The sequence below is a fragment of the Photorhabdus laumondii subsp. laumondii genome (assembly GCF_003343245.1).
GTDB lineage: Bacteria > Pseudomonadota > Gammaproteobacteria > Enterobacterales > Enterobacteriaceae > Photorhabdus > Photorhabdus laumondii.
Window position 1 is genome coordinate 365,172 of record NZ_CP024901.1, and the last position, 22,235, is coordinate 387,406.

Sequence of the window (22,235 nt, forward strand, 5' to 3'; positions counted from 1 at the left end):
TGGGCGGGATGAGACGTTTAATTTTAAAATGGGCAAGCCAGATTTCTCTGGCTTATCATTATTAATATAAAGTAGCTTTTATAAGTCTTCTATAGCTTGTTTTATTTCTTCTAAGAGAAACTCAGCATAACTATCTGCAATTATGTTTTTAGCTCCGTCTCTTTTGAAGGATAATTCAGTCTCAACTACTACAGCTTCTCCTGTTTTTCCTTTAATATTGGTATCAATAGAATAGGAAGGACCATATCCCGATGATTTTATTTTAATCATCCCTTCATCTATATCACCGGAATCTCTGGCCTGCTTTGTTACATACAGAATACATGGGGCTTGATTTCCATTTATTCCCTTTTTAGTTATTCCATAGTAATCATCTCCGCCGAAAGAAAGTGTTCCATATTTTTGTAAGAAAAATTTATATGATTCAGGAAAAGTAACACCAAGCAATGATTCGAATTCACGGATAGTATCTATATCAACCCCGCCACTAGAAAGAATTTCTTCCCCGCTTGATATCATTTCCTTTTCAATTAAATCTATATAATTCATAGCTTCCTTCCTCTTAAGGAGTTAAAAAGTCCAATGCTCTTGTTTTCCAATATGTTTTCTTCCACTGGTTAAATGGGTGCCTATTCGTTGATGGTGGCGCATTATTATATGTGCGTCTTATGCCATCAGGACCGACCTATGTTTTATCCCATTGATTTGAATACATATGAAGCATATGGTTGTATTTACTATGGGTACTACTTAAAATTTCAGTCATTGGGCCAGGTTCATTTTGAATGACATGATGAAGGTTTATTTCTAAGCCATCCTTACCAATAGGTGTAATCCCTTTCTTCATTCGTTGAATATTCGTCCTTCCGAAGTCATCAATATGATTGAGATCAAATAAATCATTTCCTTGGTAAACTCTAAGCTTCAATCCGCACTGACTTACTGTGGGTATGCGCCACGGTAGATCAATAAGAACATCGGAAGATTTGGTGATTGTGAACTGCCTCTCTAAATCTAAATAGCGTTTCATAATTTTGCTACACATGGCCTTATTCAACCTATTGTTATATATGGAATTATGAGTGGTATAATATGTAGCACTATTTTAGAATCTTATTTAGTTATTAAATGTTGAATCTAGCTTTTGAGGGCCGTTCATCTATAATTTTATTAACTATTCTTCAAAAGAATAGGATTGAAAATAACTCATGTCTTTTTATCTTTTTTTATACCGCACGGCATAACTCCTTTTTTAAATATAGAAAATATTTCTTCTAATTTAGCGTCTTGATTAAAATAAATATCGATAAATGTTTGTCATATTTAACCTGTTATTACATTCGTCATTTACTTCATTTAGAAAGTTATCGTATTCTATGTTATCAACTAACCTTTTTTTCTTTCTTATAAGATATCATTTTCTTTTTCTCATATTTTCTTTGACTTGATCCTGGGTAGATATTTTTATTCTGTGAAGGATATCCTTTTCTGCTTTTTTATAATCCTCATGAAGATAAAACTCGGATGCCAAATTAGAGAAAAAATCACTCTAAACCATATAGTTACTTGGTATGTCTTGATCGAAAAGAAGCTTTAATGCCCTATCTTTATTATCCATAATTTCATATTCATTAAATTCTTCAATAGAACCGGATAAAAAATCCGAGCTTTTAAAGAATTCAACGGGTTCCATATAAAAATTTATTATCTCACCCAGATTAAATTATCCTAAAATTCTACTCCAGAGATCAAAGATGCTTTGTCTGACTTTTTAATTTACGTCTTCCCCCTGAATATTAGTGTTATACCTATCTTTGTTTTTAATAATATTGCCATTCTCCATATCTTTTTTAGTTATATTTTGAATGTTAGCTACTTGTTTCGATATAGTATTAATTGATTGATGTAGATTTATTTTATCCAGAGTATTGCATCAGTATATCCGTGATGATTACCTTGATGCCTTGCTATTACACTAACCCGTCGGCGTGGCATGGGTATTCTCCACGGTAAGAAAGAAGCCAGCCGGAAGCGATTCCGGCTTTTTACTGTTTCAGAGAGAAAACAGAATAAAATAGCTAAAATATAGCATATGTATATACCCGTAATCATTGAAGATGCTTGATTTTATCCGAAATGGAGATCATTATCCTCGCTATGAAAATATTCATTACCGATGAACAAAAAGCCGAACTTGAACATCTCCATCACACCTGCCGTGATAAGAGGGAGTGTGATCGCATCAAAGCGGTCCTGCTGGCCTCTGAAGGCTGGAGTTCAGTGATGATCGCTCAGGCCCTGCGTCTTCATGAAATGACCGTTAACCGTCATATCAGCGATTACCTTAATCAAGGTAAACTTAAATCTGATAATGGGGGGTCTGATAGTTTGCTTTCTCAAGAACAAACTGATTTTTTAATCAATCACTTATCTCAACATCTTTTCCATCACACCCATGAAATCGTGGCCTATGTTGCTCAGCTCTGGAATATTACCTTTAGCATTCCCGGCATGAATAAATGGCTACACCGTCAGGGTTTTTCTTATAAAAAACCTTGTGGCGTCCCTCATAAATTCGACGCAGAAAAACAGCGACAATTTATTGAATATTATGAGAATCTTAAAGTCACAGCGAAAGACGAACCCATCCTTTTTCTTGATGCTGTTCACCCGACTCAAGGCACCAAACTCGGTTATGGCTGGATGCGAAAAGGCGAGAAAAAAACAGTAAAAACAACAGGAAGCCGGACTCGCCTGAATATATTGGGCGCGCTCAACCTGAATGCCATTGGTCGTACGGTGTTCCAGGAATATCAAACCATCAATGACTACAACATTTGCTGTTTTTTCAATGAAATAAGAAAGTCTTATCCTGACTATCATCAAAAAATTCATCTTATTGTGGATGGGGCGGGTTACAACAAAGCTCATCTTGTTAAGGAGTGGGCTTATGTTAGCAATATTGAGTTACATTACCTTCCTCCCTATAGCCCAAATTTAAACCCAATAGAGCGATTATGGAAGGTCATGAATGAACAGGTTCGAAATAACCGTTATTTTGCGGATAAACATGAATTTCGAGACAACGTCTTCAAATTTTTCACCACAACGCTACCGGATATAGCGGACTCGCTGATGTCTAGAATTAACGACCATTTTCAGGTGCTAAAAACTGCATCTTGAAGTTTCTTGGGTATATATTTACTATTAATATTATATTTTTATGTATTATTGTTTTTTATATTATTATTTATTTTATATTTTTTTAATTTTAAATTATATATTTAATATATAAGTCCAACCGTGAAAAATATTTATTTTAAGCATGGAAATAACAAAGCCGGAAGATCACGGGGATCTTTCCGGCTTTTTACTATTAGCTTAGGGTAATTTTATTTTCCCTTTTTTGACATTAGCTTTAATGTCGTACTTAAAATCTACACAATAGTGATTCAAGACTTCATCTAATTTAATTAGCTTTATTCTTTTGATATTTTCTTTAATTAATCTGTTAGCTACTTTTTCTGAAATAAAAATAAATCCTGCTAATAAAGTAGTCCGTATTGAAAAAATATCATAATTTAATGATTCATTATGAAAAGATAATTTATGAGGAATTAAATTTCCATATTTATCTTTTTCCAATATTGAATATTTTTCATTTAGAAATAACTCTTTGTCAGTAAAAAAAAGATAATTTAATGAGTTATTGATAGTTTTTCCATCTTTAATAGATGTCGCAATTAATTTTTTTAAAACATGATCACTTAATTTAAACTCATTGATAATATCGAAAAATCTATCAGATAGGATATGAGCCATATTGTGTTGATAATAATTAAACCACAATTTCCCAATATTTTTATTACATAACAAATATAAAGTATTAGGGCATTCCTTATCTAATAGATAATAAGGTATATCATGCCTGGAGCCTTCATAATCCCATTTTTCATTAATTTGATTCTCGGTATCTACTATAGCATGAAGATATCTTGGCATTAGTGAAGAATTATAATCGTTCATTAATACATAATAATTCATTAATTTACTCTCCCACATTTGGTTGTAGATACTTGACCAGACCATATTTTATTTTTCATATCCATCTGATTATTTTTTTAAAATCATATTTTCTTCATGTGGATGAAAAGCATCATTAAGAATCATTCCAATCATATTGTCCTGCTCATGGATAAAGAAAATTTCATTTTCTAAGAAATATAACCTTGACAATAAACTGGATTTTTTTGAGACGGAATTAAACCATTGGATTCATTCTCTTATAAATATACTATCGATAAGCTCCAGTCGGCACTGGCATACTGTGGGTATGCGCCACGGTAGATCATTAATCAGGGCAGAAGATCTGTAAGATCTTCTGCCCTACTTGAATTAACCTAATCTAATAGGCTCCTGAAGGTTATTTGAAAAATACTGACTTTTTATAAATGATATCTGTATGTTGTTTTCATTTTTCTTTAATAAGATCAGATAATTTCCTTTTTCTAAAGATATCTTCTTTCCTGAAATATATTCTGAATCATCAGGTTCTAAATCTCCTCCTGTGGTATCTTCCCCGGCACCAATGAATATTTTTCCCGATGGTGACTTTATGTTCAAACTAATATCTGGCTGTTCAATATTATCAATAATTTCAATTACATAATCGCCATCATCTCTTAAGCCAAAAAAAGCAATATTGCCTTCATTTACTTCTTTTAATTCATCGTCTGGAATACTCCACCAATCAGGAGTATCTGTTATTCTGTGTTTTATTGCTTGTAAATCAAATATAGCTAAAGTTGCTGTATCCGTTGTGAAAAAAAAGAATCGTTCATTGAAATCATCCTCAAATGAATATTATTTCACTAATTTTATCGCCAGCTTTTAATCCTGCTTTCCTGCCAGAATTTTTATCGATTAAAATTCGATTTATATAAATAAGATTCCCAAATAGCGCTACATCTTATACTACTCATAATTCTATGTATAACAATGGGTTGAAGAAGGTCATGTGTAGCAGAATTATGAAACGTTATTTATTCAGCCAAGATAGCCCTAACTCATTATCTTGGCTGACTTTTAGATATTTATATTCCTAAACTATAAATATCATTTGCTTCTTTATCCGCTTCCTTATCCATTTCTACGCTACCTAAAGCCCCCAAGTCTAGGCTATAAATAATATCACTTTCCTTATCTTTTTCTACATATATAAAGTAACCAAGATCACCATCTTGACCGATTAAAAAATAATTTGGTTTAGCCTCTTGAATGTTATATGTTTTATTTCTTTTAATAACATATTCACAATTATAAACATATATATTTTCTTGATCTTTTCCGGTTATTTCAATATAAGGTTCATTTTGAATTTTCTCGGATAAAAACTTTCTATAAAAATTAGGTAATTTAATATTCAATTCTTTTTCAATAGAATTTAATTTCTCTAAAATATCTTCTTTCTTCATGAAATTTTCCTCTTAATAAATCTAGATATCAAAGAATGGATTGTTTTTATTAGCGCCTCTAAGCTTATCAAAATATTTATAAGCATCGCCAAGGGCTTTTCTTGCTTGAGCTTTAGGTACGCCAGCATCAATCATCTCCCTATAACTTGTATGAAATTCCTCTTTCCTCATATATCTCTCTTTTTATCTTTTGTGCTGCGCTGATTTGAGCATGAGGCATCCTAGAAGTTGAATGTAATAATGTAGCGGGCGCTGATAAGTGGTTTTGCTGGTTAAGGGGAGAGCATGAGATGACAATAGCCATTGAACATTTGCAGGACATTCAGTTAACTCACCTTGAAGCGCTGGCTTTGGCCCAACTGGTCAAGCGGCTGAACTGGGCGGAGATACGCGCCTGTGCCGTGAATGACGAGGAGGCGTATCAGATTAAGGATGCCCTCGGTAAGCTTCAATCTGCTCTGGCTTACCGAGGGTATGCGCCACGGTAAATCAATAAGAACATCGGAAGATCTAGTGATTGTGAACTGCTTCTCTAAATCTAGTCATTAAATGTTGAATCTAGCTTTTGAGGGCAGTTCATCTATAATTTTATTAACTATTCTTCAAAAGAATAGGATTGAAAATAACTAATGTCTTTTTATCTTTTTTTATACCGCACGGCATAACTCCTTTTTTAAATATAGAAAATATTTCTTCTAATTTAGAGTCTTGATTAAAAGAAAATAAATATCGATAAATGCTTATCATATTTAACATGTAATTACATTCGTCATTTACTTCATTTAGAAAGTTATCGTATTCTATGTTATCAACTAACCCTTGTTTCTTTCTTGTAAGATATAGTTTTCTTTTTCTAATGTTTTCTTTAACTTGATCCTGGGTAGATATTTTTATTCTGTCAAGGATATCCTTTTCTGCTTTTTTATAATCCTCATGAAGATAAAACTCGGATACCAGATCAGAAAAAAAATCACTCCAAACCATATAGTTACATGGTATGTCTTGATCGAAAAGAAGCTTTAATGCCATATCTTTATTATCAATAATTTCATATTCATTAAATTCTCCAATAGAACCGGATAAAAAATACGAACTTTTAAAAAATTCAACCGGTTCCATATGAAAACTTATTGTCTCACCCATATTGAATTATCCTACAGTTTTACTCCAGAGATCAAAGACGCTTTGTCTGCCTGTTTAATTTACGTATTTCCCCTGAATATCAGTGTATACATCTCTTTGGATTTAATAATATTGCCATTATCCATATTTTTTTAGCTATATTTTGTATGTGAGTCACTTTTTCGATATGGTATCAGTTGATTGATTTAAATTTATTTTATCCAGAGCATTTCTTATTACATCATGATTACCTTGATGCCTTGCCATTGCACTAACCACACGGCGTTGGCGTGGCATGGGTATTCACCCACGGTAAGAAAGAAGCCAGCCGGAAGTGATTCCGGCTTTTTGTTGTTTCAGAGAAAAAACAGAATAAAATAGCAAAAATATATCTTATGTATATATTTATCGTTAATATTATATTTTTCTGTATTATCCCTTTGTTTATCTTATTATTTATTTTATATTTTTGCGATTTTAAGCTATATATTTAATATATAAGTCCAACCCTGTAAGATATTTATTTTAAGCATAAAAATAACAAAGCCGAAAGATCACGGGGATCTTTCCGGCTTTGTTAATTATTAACTACCACTTATATGGATATGCATGATTTGATAAGATTTGCTGCTTAATTCCCTCATCAAGAGGACTATTTTCATGTTTTTCTAAATATTCGACTCTTTTGATTACAAAATTCTTATCTGCTTCTAGAAATTTTGAAAAAACTTTATCCCAATCATCCTTATAACCATACATATTCAACATTTTTTCCAATGCTGAATTTATCAAAGGACTACTTGAATATATCAATGTTCCAGGATCTTCACATTCAAACTTTATGTAAAGGATCAGCTTGATTATTGCATTCACCTCTTCCCTTGCTAATTGAATAGATTCGTGCTTCATTATTTTCCTCCGCACTTTCTGATTTTAACTTGATTATCAGTGAGTTTGAGTCTCGTATCATAATCAAGATGTTCTAATATGGCATATGGGTTTTTACCGGCATACAGAATATTATTCAATTTCAACTTTCCTTCATGAGTATATTCTAATCTAGAAGGTGAGCGGATATTTCCTCTTTCCCCTGGATCTATTTTGAAAATAATCGCATAGTCTCCTCGTCCTATATGATTGGGGTTGTTTATCAATAAATCTCTCATTACATCTTTTGGAGACATTAGTACATCCGTTATATAAACTTTTCCACTGACGTTTGGATGAAGAACACCGCTCTTCATAATGCCGTCAAAACCCGCTTTATTTGTATAGTGAATAAATACATTTTCACCAGCAAGCCCTAGAGGGTCAATAAATTTCGTGGGATTTTGCACATAGCGATAGGTATTCTCACCACCCCAGAGGCCAGTTGGATCAGGGCTGAGGTAGCACGTCGCTTCCGGCAAATAATAGCGAAATCGGTTATAAAATAAACCACTTTCTTCATCAAAAAGTTGCCCCGCAAATCTCAGGCCCGGGTCCAGCTGCGGGTTTTCGCCGTATCCGCCCAGCCGCAGCCCGTACAGGGACTGCTTCGGTCGTCGCCACACCCGTTTGCCTGCCGGGTCGAACAGCGCCAGCGGCTCGCCGGTCGGGGCGCTGACCGCATACTGGGTCTGCACCTCCCCGGCCATCAGCTCCACCCGGTTATCCAGATTAAGCGTAAACGCCTGCGTCTGCTGCGCCACCAGTTCCCAGCCGTCAAACACCAGATGGCGGATCATTTTCAGCCGGCCGTGCTGATATTCGCGGATTTCCGCCGGCACATTCCCATCCCACAGATAGGTGGTCAGCTTACCGCTCTGGATACACCGTTTTTCTGTCCGCCGTCCGAAGGCGTCATAGCGATATTCCCACGGTATCCCGTCCGGGGTGATAAGCCCGGTCAGCTGATTCTGGCTGTTCCACCGGTATTTCGTCAGCGCCAGCCGGCACCCTTCCGCTAAAAACTGTTTCTCCTGCATGCGGCCGGCCCGGTCGTAAACAAACCGGTGCGAGCCCACCCAGTTCAGGCGATGGCCCTCCTGATAGAGGGTTTCCCCCATAATCTCCTGCACCCCGTCAAACCGTCTTGACGGGTACCCCGTTTCATCATACTGATAATGCTCGCGCAGTGTCCGGCCCTCCCCCACCGAAATCACCTGGCCGTTGCCGTTGAGGAGATAATTGACCTGCTGCCCGTCATCACTGGCGGCGGTCAGATTCAGCGCGGTATCGTATTCATACCGGCGGGCCACGCCCGCGTAAGCGGGTCCCTCAATCTCGTCCGGTTCAGCCGGCCGGAAAAAATAGGGATTGCGGCCGGCCCGTTGCGCGGTTAACTGGCCCATCAGGCTGTACTGCTGGCGCAGAATAAATCCCCCGTCCACATAACGTCCCGTATCCCGGCCGGCGTCATCCCGTTCGATGGTCAGGGGTGCCTGCCCTGCCAGCGTCAGCGTAATCAGTTCTCCCACCCGGTTAACTTCCCGCCGGCTCTGCCAGCGGCCGGGGTGGGTCTGACCGCTAAACCGGGCCGGGCCGGTGACCGGCGCTGTTTCGCCGGTCAGCAACTGCCGTTCTGCGGTGCGGTTATCCGGGTAGTGACGCTGAATTTCTCCGTGCGGCTGAATTTCCCGCACTATCCGGTCCTGCCCGTCATATTCAAAATGCAGGGTGCTGTCCGGGGAGTCCACGGTTAACAGCCGGCCCACGCTGTCGTAATGATAACGGGTGGGGCCTTCCGGGGTGTGCAGCGTCGTCAGCCGGCGGGCAGCATCATAGTCATAGCGGGTCACGTTCTCTTCCCCGTCCCGCTTTTCAATGCAGTTCCCCGACCGGTCATAGCGATAATGCCACTGCGTGCCGGCATAATCCTGCTCGGTGATAACCCGCCCGTCGGCATCCAGGGTGTAGCTGTAGGTTTCCCCCTGCGGGTTAATCACCTGCGTCAGTTGCAGCGTGTCGGCATCATAACGATACTGCCAGCGATGCCCCTCGCCGTCACGCCGGGCGACCGGCAGGTCAAACGGGCCATACTCGACCTGCCATTTCACACCGCGGGCATCGGTCCAGCAGGTTAAGTTCCCGTGGCGGTCATGGGTGAAGTGTTCCAGCTGGTTGTCCGGCCGGTCGCTGACCGCCACCCGGTGATGACGGTCGTAACGCCAGCGCCACAGCGCCCCTGCCGCGGTCAGGCTGCGCAGCCGGTCCTGGCTGTCATAACCCAGACTGACGGTCCGGTTCTCTTCATCCAGCACCCGCACCAGCCGCTGATGCTTATCATATTCCTGTGTGCGGCTGTTGCCGTCCGGGTCTGTTTCGGATGTCACCAGCCCGAAAGCATTGCGGGTCAGCGTGGTTTTCCGGCCGTCCGGCGCAATAAATCCGGCCGGCTGGCCCTGTTCATCATACTGGGGCAGCCAGGTGCGTTGCAGCGGGTCGGTCATGCCGGTCAGTTGCAGGCTGTCAGCCTCATAGCTGTATTGCCATACCGCGCCGGTCGCCTCCGTCAGCGAAGTGACCCGGCCGGTATCGGCCAGATAAGTCAGCGTCAGGGTTTCCCCTTCCGGTAATATCTGTCTGACCAGATTGCCCCAGCGGTCGTATTCATAACGGGTCACGCCGCCGCACGGGGTGTGGATTTCAGTGATTAACTGCTGGTCGTTGTAATGCCCGGTGGTGGTGTGCCCCTGTGGGGTGGTGGAGCGGGTTATGCCGGGGGCATAATCCAGATGGACCGGATAGAAGCCGCCGGCTCCCACACTGTCAGTACAGCGCCCCTGTTTATCATAACGGTAATCCACCCAGGTCTGGTCGCCATCGGACCAGCGGCTTATCAGGCCCTGCGCGTTATATTCATAGTACAGGTGGAAGTTCTGAGTACTGTCCGCTTCCGCCAGCCGGCCGTTGTCATGGTAGTGATAACGGGCCATCACTTCCTGTAACCTTTCATCGGTGCGGCGTATCTCTGTCAGTTGTCCGCGCAGGTTATAAAGCAGCGTCAACTCCGGCCCGTCACTGTGGAGAACCTGTGTCAGTTGACAGTGCTTGTTATAGATAAACCGCAGCCGGTTGTCATACACGTCCCGGTGTTCCGTCAGCAACCAGCGCCGGGGTGCCTCTTTTGAGGCGGATGACGGATGGGGCAGGGTAAAATATTTGCTGACCGGTGAATCACGGTGACGGAGAATATATCCCTGTTCTCCCCGGCTCAGGGTAAAGTCCGGGTGGTCCGGGTTAACACTGTGGGTATAAGCGGCCGGTAAGGCAAAATAGAGAGAAGCCCCTTCGGTGGTGCGGATTTCTACCCGGTCGCCGGTGGCAAGGGCGCATTCGGAGAAGCTGTCCGTCCAGCCCGGCCCCAGTAAGCCCTGTTCCTCCGGCACCCAGCTGCGCAGAAACACCAGCGGCAGGGTCTGGCCGAGGGTGATGTCGGTCCGCTGGTCAAACAACTGGCCGGTGGTGACGTCAATCGGGTCGCCGGTAAAGAATTTTTTCGTCGCTTCCCGGTAACGTTTTGCCCCTTCAGTTTCTCTGAAAGCTTTTTTGGCACAGGAAATTCGATTTGAGAGGAGCGCCTTAGCCTTTTTAGCACCCGCCTTCGCGCCTTTCAATACCCCCTGAATTCCCTGACCGGGTTTGGTAAACAGCTTACCCAGCCCCTTAAGGGCGCCTCGTGACGGCGGCACCAGAAATTCAACCGCTATCAGTATCGCCCGTTCCCAGGCGGAAAACTCGTCGGCGACTGCCAGGTAAGTTCCCTGACCGGAGCCGATAAACACCGTTTTGGCCCCGGATTTTATGGTGGCGCCACACGCCAGTTTGTCATCCACCCGGGCCGCCGGCGAGCCGTTAATCAACACGGTTTCACTGCCCTGGGCAATCAGGGGCGGCGCCGGGTGTTTACTGCAAACGGCGATATCGGTGGTGGCTCTGGCCGCCGGTTGGCCTTCGATAAAGACATTGGGGGAGCCACTCGTCAGGGTGCCGCTCGGCGGGCCGATGCTGTCCACCATGTTCGTGACGGCCGAACTGGCGGCGCTGATGACATCGCCCAGGGCAAATGTGGCGGCGGTTCCCAGCGCAATGACCGCGACGGTGGCTAATCCCCCGGTGAGAATGGTCAGTCCCACCAGTGCCGATGCCGCGGCAAAGACCGCCGCCCCTATCAGTGCGCCGGTAATGGCACCCGCCAGCGCCCCCAGGAAGCTGGCATGTTTAATCGGGTCGCCCTCACGGGCGGCGGCCGGACCGGGGGAGCCCTGTGGCGGGGAGACGTGCACCGCGTGCCGGGCGCCAACCCGCGCTATCCGGGTGACGATTTCATCACCAAGTGACATGGTGTTCCTCCTGTCAGGTCATCAGGCTGCCTGAAAACTGTGGACAATTGCCAGCAGGGTATCACGCTGGCCGGCTTCAAAAGGCGCGGGGGAGGTCAGGTTGAAGGTCAGCAGCAGCGGGCCCCGGATTTGCAGTATCACGGTCTGGTACATGTCGCCTTCCGGGCTTGTCCACTGGTAATCCAGACGGCGGGCGGGTTGCTGGCTGAGGGTGATTTCGCTGCGCTGATGCTCCTGGTACCCGGGCAGATGGGTGCAGAACTGCTCCAGGGTCTGTTCATAGTAAGCGGGGTTATCCATGCCGGCGGGGACCGGGGTGCGGCTGACCACCAGATTGATGCCGCTGTCGTCCGGCAGCACAAATACATTCATGGATTCATCCCGCCAGTTGCCCGGGATAGCCAGTGAGCCTTCATTCATCTGATAGGTTGTGTTTTCCATGCTTTTTCCGTTGTTGATTAAAATAATAAGCTGATAGTCGATAGCGGTCAGTTCACATTGACCTGTTTGCCATTGATGGTGATATTGGCCCCCTGAATGCTGATATTGCCGGCATTGTCGATGGTGATGCTGCCGCCGGCCGTGGCAATTTCGATACCCCCCGCCCGGGCCTGTATCTGGATGTTATTTTTGACGTTCAGCAGGCTGTCTTTTTCGACCGTGATTTGACGCAGGCCGGTGATAGCGCTGACTTCATTGCCTGTCACCTCTTTGTGGCGGTCGTTTCTGACCGAAAGCATCTGATTATGGCCGATGCTTTCGGTGTGGTCGTTCATGACCCGGGTTTCGCGGTTATTGAGTACCACGGTGTTCATGTCCCGCTGGGCGTGTAAAGCCAGCGCTTCACTGCCTTTGGCATCCTCGAAGCGCAGTTCGTTGTAGCCGTCCCCTTTATGGGTTTTGGAGCGGAAGGTCATCTGGGTTTTGCTGCCGGGCAGGGCTCCTGGCGGGAGATTGCTGGCATGGTAGGTGCGCCCGGTGACAATCGGCTGGTCCGGGTCGCCGTTAAGAAAGTCCACCACCACTTCCTGCCCAATCCGCGGTATTGCCAGCATGCCCCAGCCCTGACCGGCCCAGGGCTGGGTCACCCGTATCCAGCAGGAGCTGCTGTCGTTGCTCCGGCCGTAGCGGTCCCAGAGGAATTGCAGGCGGATGCGGCCGTAGGCGTCGCAGTAGATTTCTTCGCCGGCCGGGCCGACCACTTTGGCAATCTGCGGGCCCTCCATCGCCGGTTTGGGTAACGGGGCCGGGCGCCAGTGCTGATTATCAGCAATGAAGGTAAAGTCGTTGCGCATCACGGTGCCGCTCTCCCCGGCGGCCTGTTCCAGCGCCTGCGGCTGACTGCCATGATGGGTGACGCCGACCAGCTGCCAGCACCGGTTGAGGTCAGGCCGGGGATGGCCGGTCAGGGTGAACAGCACGCCGGGCTGCATCGTCGCGGCATTACTGTCACCGTCGCCGGTCAGGGCATTGTTGCGCAGCGCTTCCAGCCGGTAGCGGGTGAAATCAGCGCCGTGCTGTTCGTCTTTGAAGCGGCCGGGAAAATCGAAATGTTCATAGCCGGTATGCTGGAGGTCCTGTTCCCGCATCTGATGACGGAACTCCGCCGCCCAGGCCGGGTTTTTGAAGGTGTAATCTTTGAGCTCGACCACCGCCGGCCGTACCTGCGCCTGGCGGGTCAGCCGGGTAATGCACAGTTGCCGGGCCTGTTCAGCGTCGTCGGGGTGATAGGGCAGCACCGGGCCTTTGACGACAGAGCCCGCATCGTCGGCAAACACCAGGGTGTTTTTATTGCCGGTGAATTCAAAGAAGTAAAAAATCCCTTCTTCGGCGGTGAGGCGTTGCAGAAAGTCAAAATCGGTTTCGCGGTACTGGACGCAGAACTCCCGTTCCGGGTGCGGATTGCGCAGGCTGAACGCCACATCCCGGACGCCGTTCTCTTTAAGCAGGGTGGTGAGGATGGTTTTGATATCCTGCTGCTGAAAAATCCGGGCATTCTGGCGCAGGGTGGTGCGCCACATATCGGGCCGGATGGTCATGTCATAGCGGGTCTGATGTTTGCCGGTATTGCCCTGGACAAAGCTGGCGACCATGCCGGTGACGGTGCGCTCGACTTTGCCGGCGCGCAGGATGGTCAGGGTGGCGCTCTGGTCGAGGACGGCGGCGAAATCAATCGCCGGGTCGGCGCTGGCTAAACTGACGGTCAGCGTGAACGGGGTGGAGAGGGCTTCGTGCAGGGTAAAGCCGGCCACCACAAAGGTGTGCGGCGGCAGGCCGCCGGCGGTGAGGGTAAACTGTAACCCGCCGGCGCTTTGCGGACTCAGCCGGTCAGCGATTTGTTGTGCGAGGTTGCCGGCGTTGGCGGTTTTTTTCTGAAATGACATATAAGGGTTCCTTCTCTGAATTTACGGGCGGTTTTTCTCAGGGAGCGCGGTCAGGCCGGCGGCCTGCTGCAACGCGTAATACTGGCTGAGCAGGGCGTTAAACCGGTCGTCGGTCTTTTTTATCAGCGCCGGCGAGACGCTCTCACCCTGTTCGACGGCGACGGAAAGCTGGCGCAGCAGCTCTTCCAGCGGGACGTCACGGTTGTGGCTGTGCTGGATTTGGTAAATCGCCGTTTTCAGGTAAGAGAGGGTGAAACTGCCCCGGTTGCGCTCCTGGGTCAGGATATTGTCCGCCAGTAACTGGAGCTGATGCCGGGTCTGCTGCCAGCTGCCGGAGACCGGCGCGTTTTCCCGCCGGATGGACTGTAACTGCTGCCAGCGCTGCGTTTCCCGCTGCTGCCGGCGGTCCTGCGGCCAGGTTTTTTGTGCCCTGTCGGTCAGCTGCTCAGCCTGTTGCAGCACCACCAGCGGGGAGGTGTCCGCTAACCGGGTTAACTGCCGGGCATAGGTTGTCAGGTCTGGGTGGGACAGCCAGGCCAGTCTGGCCCCGTCCGGGGTGTCAGTCAGGGCAGTGAATTGCTGTTGCAGCGGCCGGTAAAATCCCAGCCAGGTCCCGGTCAGGACGAATGCACCCAGTAACAGGCCCAGGCCGAACCCCTGTAAGGCACTCATCGGCCGCGGGGGCGGTTCCTGTCTTTCCTACACAAATATTTTAACCCGCCCCCGCGTTATTGAACTTTTCCCTCATAGATTGATCTCAATAAAAAACACGACTTGAGGTAATCTTTATGTTTTCAACCAGCGCCGAACAATGGGCAAATGACACGTTTCAACATGCGGAATTAGGTGATAAACGCCGTACCAACCGCCTGGTGAAAGTGGCCTGTTCGTTGGCTAACCATATAGGACAATCGCTCGTGCAATCTCTTGACTCTCCTGCCGATGTTGAAGCGGCCTACCGACTGACCCGAAATTCCGCCATTGCGCCTCAGGCCATCGCCGAAGCCGGATTTACCGCCACCGTCGCTCACGCTCAACGTTATCATTGCCTGTTAGCGCTGGAAGACACGACAACCCTGTCATTTTCCCATGCGTCGGTCGCCGATGAACTCGGCTATACCACCTCAAAGGAAAAATCCCGGGGCATGCAGGCACACTCGGTGTTGTTATTTGCGCCTGAAGAACAACAGGTCGTGGGGTTGATAGAGCAACAGCGCTGGTGTCGAGATGTCAGTGATTATGGCAAAAGCCGACAACGCGATACACGCCCTTATGAAGGGAAAGAGAGTTATAAGTGGGAACGGGCCTCACAAGCCGTCGACAGCCGGTTAGGGGAGCAGATGGCCAACGTGATTTCTGTCTGTGACCGTGAAGCCGATATCATCGAATATCTGCGTTATAAAACGAGCCAAAAACAACGTTTCGTCATCCGTTCGATGCAAAACCGGCGTATAGAGGAAAGTCAGGATAAACTTTATGACTTTATTAGCCGGTTACAGAGTGCTGGAGAACGATTAGTTCAGGTCAGACAGAAAGGCGGGCGTCAGGCGCGTGTCGCGCATTGTGATATCAGTTATGCCGAAGTGACGTTGAAAATCCCCGAAGGAAAAAGCGGTGAGGCGGTGCGGATATTTTATGTCGGTTGCTACGAAAAAGGTCCGGAGGATGGGCTTTGCTGGCATCTTCTGACCTCCGAACCCGTCAACAGTCAGGAAGACGCCCATAAAATATTCAGTTATTACGAGCGCCGCTGGCTGATAGAAGAATTTCACAAAGCGTGGAAAACGGGCGGCACGCAGGTAGAAGCGCTGCGTATGCAAAGCAAAGATAATCTGGAGCGCATGATAGTGCTGCTGGCCTTTATTGCGGTACGAATACACCAGCTGCGTTTTATGGGTCTGAACAAAGAAGAGGCAGAGAAAGAGAGCTGTGAGACAGTATTAAGCCCCCTGGCGTGGAAATTACTGTGGTCAAAACAAGAAAAACGCCGTGTGCCGAAAAAAGCCCCGAGTTTGCATTGGGCCTTCATCAATCTGGGAAAACTGGCCGGCTGGTACGATTCCAAACGCACGGGTCGAGTCGGATGGGAACGACTTTGGGAAGGCTGGTTTCGGCTGCAAACCCTGATAGACGGCTATTTGCTGGCTAAATCAGTTGATTTGGAGATCTGATCAAGAGACAGGGCGGTTCAGGGAAACGGACCTGGACTTTTGGCTGAGAGGGGGCATATCCCGCGTCGTCGCCGGTGTCCGGTTCAGACGGCGCCGGTTCAGTACTGGCGAGATAAACCAGCGGCGGCATCTGCACGGGTTTGGCGGCGGGCTTGGGCAGGATGCGGGTCTGTTCCAGTTTTTTGGCGGTGTTCTGGAAGAACCACAGCAGGTTTTCGACCTTCGGCAGGCGTTTCAGGTCGGACTGCTGGAGCCGGTCGACTATCAGCTGTAAGGCCCGCTCGGCCCGGTAAATCATCCGCAGGTCGCGGGCGGTGTAATCGTGCTGGCGTAAGGCGTGGCCGCAGCGGGTGTTAAACCAGTCCAGCAGGTCGGTGCGGACCGCCGGCTGCGGCGGCCACAGGTCATCCCACTGGCTGACCATCACCCCGGCCAGCAGTTCACAGCCTTCGGTAAACCCCGCCAGGCCGCTGAGCTGCATCCGGGCCAGGGTGTAGTAAATCGCGCTCTGCAAATCGACGCCGTGGGAGCGAAACAGCGTCAGGGCCAGGGATTCGATAAGCGGCCAGTTCACCGCCGGCTGAGACGGGTGATTGATTTTGTTAATTTCTTCGCGTATGGCGGTGAACGCCGGCAGCGTCATCGGGTTGCCGCCGGCACGGATAATCAGGTTTTCAGGGCGTTCACGCATGGCTGTTCATCCTTTCCTCTGCCGCCGGCGCGGCGGACAGAGTGGGTGGCTATGTTGCAAGGCATAAAATTTGCCCTTAATACAGTTTGCCCTTAATACAGGGTGTCAGGCAGTCTGAACTGACTGAACAGGCCGCCGGCAAACGGGTTGTCGGATTCATCCACGTAGAGACGGTAGGTCATGTCGCCCCCGTCCACCGTGAACCGCACATCAAACGAATCCTGACGTACGTTAGTCAGTTTGCCGCTGTTAATCAGGCGCAGCTGGGCCCACGGGCCGGTGAAGCGGATGGCGCGCGGGGATTTGCCGCCGGCATCCGGTATCAGCGTGAGCTGGCTTTCCACCCCGGCCCGCATCGCGTTGGGCCAGATGAGGTGCACAATGCTGCTGCGGCCGTGGGCGTAATCGAGCAGCTGGCCGTCGAGATTGAGCAGGCTGCGGCGTTTATTGCCGGTCAGGCTGAGGGGCTCAATGGCATACTGGACCCCCAGACCGTTTTGCGGCGAGAAGAAGGTGTCGCGGATACGGTCGGCCCGTTTCAGCTGTTCCAGCACATCCGGGCGGATAAGTTGCTGGCCGTCCGCGCGGTGGGTCAGGTTGTTTTCCACAAACGGTTTCAGGTTCTGCTGATAGAAGGCATCCAGCGTGCCGCCGGGCCGGAAGAACCGCCCGAACTCACTGAGCGGCACCTCCTCCGTCGCGTCCGGGTTAAACGGATAGCGGCCGGCCAGGTAGGTCTGGTACTGTCTGACGACGGTGTCGTGCCATTCGATTTCCAGCGAACGGATGGCTTCCCGCATCACCACCCGCCAGGCCTGTTCCGCCAGTGCGCCGACCCAGCGGTTGAGCGGTGCCGGCAGGGTTTTCGCCCGCTGCTGTACGTCGAAAATCGGGTCGTCGTTATGCTGTTCAAGCCGCTGCTGAACGGCATTCAGGGCGGCTTTCCCCGGGACCGGCGCGTTCTGAATGCCCAGCAGGTAACGGTGCAGGGCCGCCAGTTGCTGATAAACCCCCTGCAGGGTGCTGTTTTTGTCCCCGGACTCCTCCAGCACCGCGGTTTCCGGCGCGAATTCCCGGTGAATACGCACCCGCAGGCGGTAATCCGGGGTATCACGTAACGGCTGCCGGGCTTTGGCCGGCAGCGTCTCGTTAATCTCCGGCAGACGGGTGTTGTCGCTCAGGATTTGCAGGGCCCGGCTGATGGGCTGTTCGCCGCTGATGACCTGTTCAAGGGCGCTGAGGGCCTGCGGGATATCGGTGAAATCACGAATATCCAGGTTGTTCATGGCCGCGCGCCAGGTGGCCGTGTAGTCTCCCAGGTACTGCTCAGTGATTTGTCGCTGGATTTCCTGCCGGTCCGTGTCGCTGTACTGCACGTTGTGTGACAGGTTCAGCACCCAGCTGTCCATGACGGTGAGGTCGATCAGCTGGTCGTCCTGTTTGACGAAGTAGTTGTTCAGGCCGTTTATCGTCAGGAACTGCGGGATAATCAGTTGCTTGTCATTATTGGCCATAAAGAGGCGGTCAAAGCCCGGGCCAATCTGGTCGCGCAGGTTGAGGGGCGGCGGCAGTGAATCCTGGGCTTTAATGCGCAGGTTCTGGTAGACCCGCTGATAAATCGAGAGCTGACTCAGTTCTTTCTCGGCATTGATGAGCGGCAGTTGGTAAGGTGCAAAGCGGCTGATAGCGGCCTGATCGCCCGCCTCCCGTGCGGCCCGCCAGTCGGTGTGATCCAGCGCATAGTCCAGATGCGTCAGTAACTGCGCCTGCAACGGGCGCTGGCCGTTAAACGCCTGACTCCAGCGCGCCTGCAGATAGTGTTCGACCAGTGATTTATGGCGGCCGCTGCCATCTTCCAGCATCCGCATGATACGCAGGACGGCCAGTTTTTCTTCGCTGCCTTTCGGTGCCCGGTTCAGGTCATCCAGCAGGCCGTTCATTAAGGCCGGCAGGAAGCGCTGAGACAGCAGTTGCAGGTAGGTGTTTTCCACATACGGGCCGACCGCTGCGCCCTGATAGAGCCCCATATCCGCCAGCAGCCCTTTCTGATGGTAATCCCCGTAGGCCAGCGTGGCCTCACGCAGCGGATTGAGCAGGGGAAGCTGTAAATTGCCGAGACGGTCTTCGCCGGTGGGCGGCGGCACCGACAGGAAGATGTTGGCCTGCGCCAGGACCTCGTCACCGGCCCGGTAGTTCTGCTGATAGTAATAGTGCCAGCCGCTCCACAGGGCCAGCACCACGGCGGCACCCACGGCGGAGAAGGTCAGCAGTGTGTGGCGGTGGCGGCTTAACCACCGGCGGTTTTCAGCCGCCAGATTCGGTTCGGCCAGCAGGACCGCTTCAAACAGCGCGTGGGTGAAGTAGGGCACGGTGTCCGCCACCGGCCAGGTGGGAAAAGCCTGCGGCCCCAGATGATACTGCACGGCGGCAGACTGGGTAAACAGGTCATCCATCTGGCCGATTTGTTGAGACGAGGTGAGATAAACCCCCCGCAGGCCCGGCTGTGCCGGGCCGCTGTTGTCGAGGAGCCCCTCCAGCAGCGGCACCAGATAGCTGTGCAGCCCCTGTATCTGGCGGGTGAAGCTGAACAGCGGACTGCGCTGACTGATATCGACTTTGTTGAGCATCATGTCCGGCATGGCCGCGTTGAGCTGCTGCATCCACTGGTGCCAGAACTGGGCCAGCTCAGTGCGCCAGCTCTGCTCATCCCGCGCATTCAGGCTAAAGGTGACGCCCAGGATCTGGGCGCGCTGCGCGCTGTCCAGCGACTGGAAAGCGGCGCTGAAACCGTGCAGCCGGTCGAGTTTGGTCAGCACCAGATAGAAAGGCAGAGGATGATGCAGAGTTAATCGCAGATCCTGCAGGCGCAGGTGAAGCGCGGCAATAACCCGTTCCCGCTGCGCTTTGTTGTCGGTCAGTAAGCGGTGAATGTCCACCGTCAGGATGATGCCGTTGAGCGGCTGGCGCTGACGGTTTTCGGTGAGCCAGACGAGCAGCGCCTGCCACAGGCGGGCGGGCAGCTGGGGTTTGCCGGTGTCCGGCGGCGATATCTGGTCGATAAGGAACCCGTCCGGGTCAATGATGACGGCTTTCTCCCCCAGCCAGCAGCGCAGATGCAGGGGCAGCGCCTCTTCCCCGCTCAGGGTGTCCGGGGCGGCAATGTCAGTCAGCCGGCAGCCGGCCTGAATCAGGGCGGTTTTGCCGCTGCCGGTGTTACCCATCACCAGGTACCAGGGGCGCTGGTAGAGATAATCCCGGGTCCCCAGATGGCGTTGCAGTTGCGCTTTCCAGTGATGGAGATAACGGTCCTGACGGGTGATATCGGCGCGCACCGGATCGACGGTGTTCAGTTCCCCCTCCAGCTTAAGTTTTTCAAGCTGGCGCAGGCGGCGCCAGATTTTTATCCCGATAAAACTCAGGGCCAGCAGGAGGATGATCACCGTCGCCAGCCAGCGGGCAGACAGGGTGTCCAGCGGATGCGTCTGCTTAAACTGCCAGCCGGGGCCCCACCACCAGAGCCAGATGAGGGCCAGACAGGGCAGGAGGGCCAGTATCAGCGAGGCGGTGGCTTTCAGGGGCGGCAGACGCGGCCTCGCCGGTTTTTTGATATTGTTGAGCAGCAGAGAAAGCCAGTTCATGGGTTAACGCTCCTGTTTGCGGTCGTCGCCTTGGCGGGGGCGGTCATCGGGGCTTTTTCTGCCAGGGCCGCCAGCAGGCCGGGTTCCCAGTCGGCGAGTGACAGGTGTTGTCCTGCCTGGCGCAGCTGGCGGTAATGTTGTTGTGCCAGCGCGTGCATGCCCGCCTGCTCCAGTAACTGGGCCGTCAGTAACTGACCGTAGAATTGATCCCGCGGTTCGGTCAGCTGTTGCTGATATTGCTCCGCGGCGTGGAGGGCGGCTTCCAGTCCGTGTTGCTGAAAACAGTGCCAGATGGCGTCCTGTTCCGGCGTGGAGCCGCTGCTGACGGTGGCGGTCGCCGGGGGATGCAGCCAGTTCAGCGTGGCGTCGGAGATAAACGGGCTCATATCGGAGAAAGACAGGTTTTGCAGGACCGGCAGACGGTCAAGAAAGGCCCGGAGTTCATCGCGGATAGCGTCAGCCACGGCGTGGTAACCCAGTTTGCCGGCGGCCTGCGCCGCGAGAGCGTGTCCGTCCAGCCAGTAAGGGGCCAGGGTCAGACTCTGTTCTATCTGTTGCAGCAGGGCGTTATCCGCCGCCGGGAGTTTCGCCAGATAATCGGCGGTGCGGTCTGCCGACGTCGGTGCCAGCGGTGTTTTGCCGGTGCCATTCGCCATCGGTGCTGTGGTCAGGGTGTACCAGATAGCATAACGACGCAGACGGTAACCGACAGGGGAATCAGGCTGGCGTTCGCACAGCAGGTCAGCCACGGTCAGGAGCGTCTGTTTCCAGGCTTTTTCACCGGCACTGTCTACGGTGACATCCGGTATGGGGGGGGATGTCAGTGCTGAAGTGTTTGCCGATGGTGCTGTCGTTTCGGCCGGTTCAGCCGGCGCGGCTGCCGGTTTGGGCTGAGGTTTACGGGCATAGCGGGGGCGTAACTGGTCGATCTCTTTAGCCAGAGCCGGTTCATCGGTATGCCAGCATTGTGCCAGATGTGCCAGTGCGCCCTGCGCCTCTTCGCGCTGCGTCTCATCCGCCTGTTCGCAGAAGCCGGGTTGCGCAGCGTCAAACCGTTTAATCACCTGTTGCGCCAGGCGGCGTTTGAGCTGCGGTTTGTGTGGCCAGGCTGCCTGCCAGTAATGCGGGATGTAATCGGCTAACAGCTCCATTGCCAGGATGAGTTCAGCGGGATGACTGCCGTGTTGCAGTGTCCGCAGCAAATGAACCATCAGTCTGAAATCTTTGCTTTTTTCGCTGAACAGTTGCAGCGCCTGACGCTGGATCTCTTCAATATTCAGGCTGGAATGGGCCAGTGATCCCAGCTTAACCATCTCCCCGTCGATATATTCCCAGGCGGGTTCGTTTTCATCCAGCGCCCGGCTGATGAGTTCATCCGACAGGGGGGTCAGCAGGAGGCCCTGCCAGTCAAATTGTTTCCTGATATCCATG

19 protein-coding genes and 1 pseudogene are annotated in these 22,235 nt (G+C 50.1%); 3 read left to right on the forward strand and 17 right to left on the reverse strand.

Annotated features, from left to right (window positions below):
• Window positions 1-78 precede the first annotated feature (78 nt).
• Both PluTT01m_RS01750 and PluTT01m_RS01755 read right to left on the reverse strand, forming a co-directional pair.
• Complete coding sequence (locus PluTT01m_RS01750; RefSeq protein WP_011144735.1) at window positions 79-549, reverse strand: SMI1/KNR4 family protein; 471 nt, start codon at window positions 547-549, stop codon at window positions 79-81.
• 136 nt (window positions 550-685) lie between these two features.
• Window positions 686-1,030, reverse strand: a complete 345-nt coding sequence (locus PluTT01m_RS01755) for an HNH/ENDO VII family nuclease (RefSeq protein ID WP_198408803.1) — start codon at window positions 1,028-1,030, stop codon at window positions 686-688.
• 1,127 nt (window positions 1,031-2,157) lie between these two features.
• On the opposite strand from PluTT01m_RS01755, the gene PluTT01m_RS01760 reads away from it, so the two are divergent.
• Window positions 2,158-3,183 carry an IS630-like element ISPlu19 family transposase gene (locus PluTT01m_RS01760; protein WP_011144720.1) on the forward strand — a complete coding sequence of 342 codons (1,026 nt, stop codon included), beginning with the start codon at window positions 2,158-2,160 and terminating at the stop codon, window positions 3,181-3,183.
• A 198-nt stretch (window positions 3,184-3,381) separates the two neighbouring features.
• Here the strand turns inward: PluTT01m_RS01760 and PluTT01m_RS01765 are convergent, their stop codons facing one another.
• From PluTT01m_RS01765 to PluTT01m_RS28165, 5 genes and pseudogenes are all read right to left on the reverse strand, one after another.
• Window positions 3,382-4,044, reverse strand: a complete 663-nt coding sequence (locus PluTT01m_RS01765; RefSeq protein ID WP_041379880.1) for an Imm43 family immunity protein — start codon at window positions 4,042-4,044, stop codon at window positions 3,382-3,384.
• A gap of 351 nt (window positions 4,045-4,395) precedes the next feature.
• A pseudogene (locus tag PluTT01m_RS01770) lies at window positions 4,396-4,818 on the reverse strand (DUF6386 family protein); the annotation flags it as partial.
• Between the two features lie 275 nt (window positions 4,819-5,093).
• A complete protein-coding gene (locus tag PluTT01m_RS01775) occupies window positions 5,094-5,474 on the reverse strand; it encodes an SMI1/KNR4 family protein (RefSeq protein ID WP_011144740.1) in 381 nt (126 codons plus the stop codon).
• Window positions 5,475-5,495: 21 nt separating this feature from the next.
• A complete protein-coding gene (locus PluTT01m_RS27350) occupies window positions 5,496-5,645 on the reverse strand; it encodes a hypothetical protein (protein ID WP_011144741.1) in 150 nt (49 codons plus the stop codon).
• On the reverse strand, window positions 5,614-5,796 hold the full coding sequence (locus tag PluTT01m_RS28165; protein ID WP_394326178.1) for a hypothetical protein: 183 nt from the start codon (window positions 5,794-5,796) through the stop codon (window positions 5,614-5,616). The genes PluTT01m_RS27350 and PluTT01m_RS28165 overlap by 32 nt, the downstream gene beginning before the upstream one ends.
• Here PluTT01m_RS28165 and PluTT01m_RS01785 point away from each other — a divergent pair.
• The gene (locus PluTT01m_RS01785; RefSeq protein WP_011144742.1) at window positions 5,765-5,962 is read left to right on the forward strand and encodes a DUF7706 family protein; all 198 of its coding nucleotides are present in this window, start codon (window positions 5,765-5,767) and stop codon (window positions 5,960-5,962) included. The genes PluTT01m_RS28165 and PluTT01m_RS01785 overlap by 32 nt on opposite strands.
• A gap of 103 nt (window positions 5,963-6,065) precedes the next feature.
• On the opposite strand, the gene PluTT01m_RS01790 is transcribed toward PluTT01m_RS01785, so the two are convergent.
• From PluTT01m_RS01790 to PluTT01m_RS01815, 7 genes are all read right to left on the reverse strand, one after another.
• Window positions 6,066-6,617, reverse strand: a complete 552-nt coding sequence (locus PluTT01m_RS01790) for a hypothetical protein (RefSeq protein WP_011144743.1) — start codon at window positions 6,615-6,617, stop codon at window positions 6,066-6,068.
• A 153-nt stretch (window positions 6,618-6,770) separates the two neighbouring features.
• Window positions 6,771-6,893 (reverse strand): hypothetical protein, encoded by a 123-nt coding sequence (locus tag PluTT01m_RS27835; RefSeq protein WP_255563025.1) that lies wholly within the window; start codon window positions 6,891-6,893, stop codon window positions 6,771-6,773.
• Between the two features lie 291 nt (window positions 6,894-7,184).
• A complete protein-coding gene (locus PluTT01m_RS01795) occupies window positions 7,185-7,505 on the reverse strand; it encodes a hypothetical protein (protein WP_011144744.1) in 321 nt (106 codons plus the stop codon).
• Window positions 7,505-11,920, reverse strand: a complete 4,416-nt coding sequence (locus PluTT01m_RS01800; RefSeq protein ID WP_011144745.1) for an RHS repeat-associated core domain-containing protein — start codon at window positions 11,918-11,920, stop codon at window positions 7,505-7,507. The genes PluTT01m_RS01795 and PluTT01m_RS01800 overlap by 1 nt, the downstream gene beginning before the upstream one ends.
• Window positions 11,921-11,941: 21 nt before the next feature.
• On the reverse strand, window positions 11,942-12,361 hold the full coding sequence (locus tag PluTT01m_RS01805) for a DUF1795 domain-containing protein (protein ID WP_011144746.1): 420 nt from the start codon (window positions 12,359-12,361) through the stop codon (window positions 11,942-11,944).
• Between the two features lie 47 nt (window positions 12,362-12,408).
• Entirely contained in the window at window positions 12,409-14,304 is a 1,896-nt protein-coding gene (locus PluTT01m_RS01810; RefSeq protein WP_011144747.1) for a type VI secretion system Vgr family protein, read from the reverse strand.
• Between the two features lie 21 nt (window positions 14,305-14,325).
• Window positions 14,326-14,976: a VasL domain-containing protein gene (locus PluTT01m_RS01815; RefSeq protein WP_049789719.1), complete on the reverse strand. Its 651-nt coding sequence runs from the start codon at window positions 14,974-14,976 to the stop codon at window positions 14,326-14,328.
• Window positions 14,977-15,092: 116 nt separating this feature from the next.
• On the opposite strand from PluTT01m_RS01815, the gene PluTT01m_RS01820 reads away from it, so the two are divergent.
• Window positions 15,093-16,475, forward strand: coding sequence for an IS4-like element ISPlu9 family transposase (locus PluTT01m_RS01820; RefSeq protein ID WP_011144727.1), 1,383 nt, complete (start codon window positions 15,093-15,095; stop codon window positions 16,473-16,475).
• Here PluTT01m_RS01820 and PluTT01m_RS01825 read toward each other — a convergent pair.
• From PluTT01m_RS01825 to tssA, 3 genes are all read right to left on the reverse strand, one after another.
• Window positions 16,450-17,166 (reverse strand): type VI secretion system ImpA family N-terminal domain-containing protein, encoded by a 717-nt coding sequence (locus tag PluTT01m_RS01825; protein ID WP_327082902.1) that lies wholly within the window; start codon window positions 17,164-17,166, stop codon window positions 16,450-16,452. The genes PluTT01m_RS01820 and PluTT01m_RS01825 overlap by 26 nt on opposite strands.
• A gap of 92 nt (window positions 17,167-17,258) precedes the next feature.
• Window positions 17,259-20,804, reverse strand: coding sequence for a type VI secretion system membrane subunit TssM (gene tssM, locus PluTT01m_RS01830; RefSeq protein ID WP_011144748.1), 3,546 nt, complete (start codon window positions 20,802-20,804; stop codon window positions 17,259-17,261).
• Window positions 20,801-22,234, reverse strand: a complete 1,434-nt coding sequence (gene tssA, locus PluTT01m_RS01835) for a type VI secretion system protein TssA (protein WP_011144749.1) — start codon at window positions 22,232-22,234, stop codon at window positions 20,801-20,803. The genes tssM and tssA overlap by 4 nt, the downstream gene beginning before the upstream one ends.
• Window position 22,235 lies beyond the last annotated feature (1 nt).

Bases quoted from the DNA above. Each gene is read 5' to 3' on its own strand.
- PluTT01m_RS01775 (WP_011144740.1), bottom strand. From the start codon at position 5,474: ATGAAGAAAGAAGATATTTTAGAGAAATTAAATTCTATTGAAAAAGAA.
- PluTT01m_RS01810 (WP_011144747.1), bottom strand. From the start codon at position 14,304: ATGTCATTTCAGAAAAAAACCGCCAACGCCGGCAACCTCGCACAACAA.
- PluTT01m_RS01765 (WP_041379880.1), bottom strand. From the start codon at position 4,044: ATGAATTATTATGTATTAATGAACGATTATAATTCTTCACTAATGCCA.
- PluTT01m_RS01820 (WP_011144727.1), top strand. From the start codon at position 15,093: ATGTTTTCAACCAGCGCCGAACAATGGGCAAATGACACGTTTCAACAT.
- PluTT01m_RS01795 (WP_011144744.1), bottom strand. From the start codon at position 7,505: ATGAAGCACGAATCTATTCAATTAGCAAGGGAAGAGGTGAATGCAATA.
- PluTT01m_RS01790 (WP_011144743.1), bottom strand. From the start codon at position 6,617: ATGGGTGAGACAATAAGTTTTCATATGGAACCGGTTGAATTTTTTAAA.
- PluTT01m_RS27835 (WP_255563025.1), bottom strand. From the start codon at position 6,893: ATGCCACGCCAACGCCGTGTGGTTAGTGCAATGGCAAGGCATCAAGGT.
- tssA (WP_011144749.1), bottom strand. From the start codon at position 22,234: ATGGATATCAGGAAACAATTTGACTGGCAGGGCCTCCTGCTGACCCCC.
- PluTT01m_RS01760 (WP_011144720.1), top strand. From the start codon at position 2,158: ATGAAAATATTCATTACCGATGAACAAAAAGCCGAACTTGAACATCTC.
- PluTT01m_RS01750 (WP_011144735.1), bottom strand. From the start codon at position 549: ATGAATTATATAGATTTAATTGAAAAGGAAATGATATCAAGCGGGGAA.
- PluTT01m_RS01800 (WP_011144745.1), bottom strand. From the start codon at position 11,920: ATGTCACTTGGTGATGAAATCGTCACCCGGATAGCGCGGGTTGGCGCC.
- PluTT01m_RS27350 (WP_011144741.1), bottom strand. From the start codon at position 5,645: ATGAGGAAAGAGGAATTTCATACAAGTTATAGGGAGATGATTGATGCT.
- tssM (WP_011144748.1), bottom strand. From the start codon at position 20,804: ATGAACTGGCTTTCTCTGCTGCTCAACAATATCAAAAAACCGGCGAGG.
- PluTT01m_RS01815 (WP_049789719.1), bottom strand. From the start codon at position 14,976: ATGAGTGCCTTACAGGGGTTCGGCCTGGGCCTGTTACTGGGTGCATTC.
- PluTT01m_RS01755 (WP_198408803.1), bottom strand. From the start codon at position 1,030: ATGAAACGCTATTTAGATTTAGAGAGGCAGTTCACAATCACCAAATCT.
- PluTT01m_RS01785 (WP_011144742.1), top strand. From the start codon at position 5,765: ATGACAATAGCCATTGAACATTTGCAGGACATTCAGTTAACTCACCTT.
- PluTT01m_RS01825 (WP_327082902.1), bottom strand. From the start codon at position 17,166: ATGCGTGAACGCCCTGAAAACCTGATTATCCGTGCCGGCGGCAACCCG.
- PluTT01m_RS01805 (WP_011144746.1), bottom strand. From the start codon at position 12,361: ATGGAAAACACAACCTATCAGATGAATGAAGGCTCACTGGCTATCCCG.
- PluTT01m_RS28165 (WP_394326178.1), bottom strand. From the start codon at position 5,796: ATGTCCTGCAAATGTTCAATGGCTATTGTCATCTCATGCTCTCCCCTT.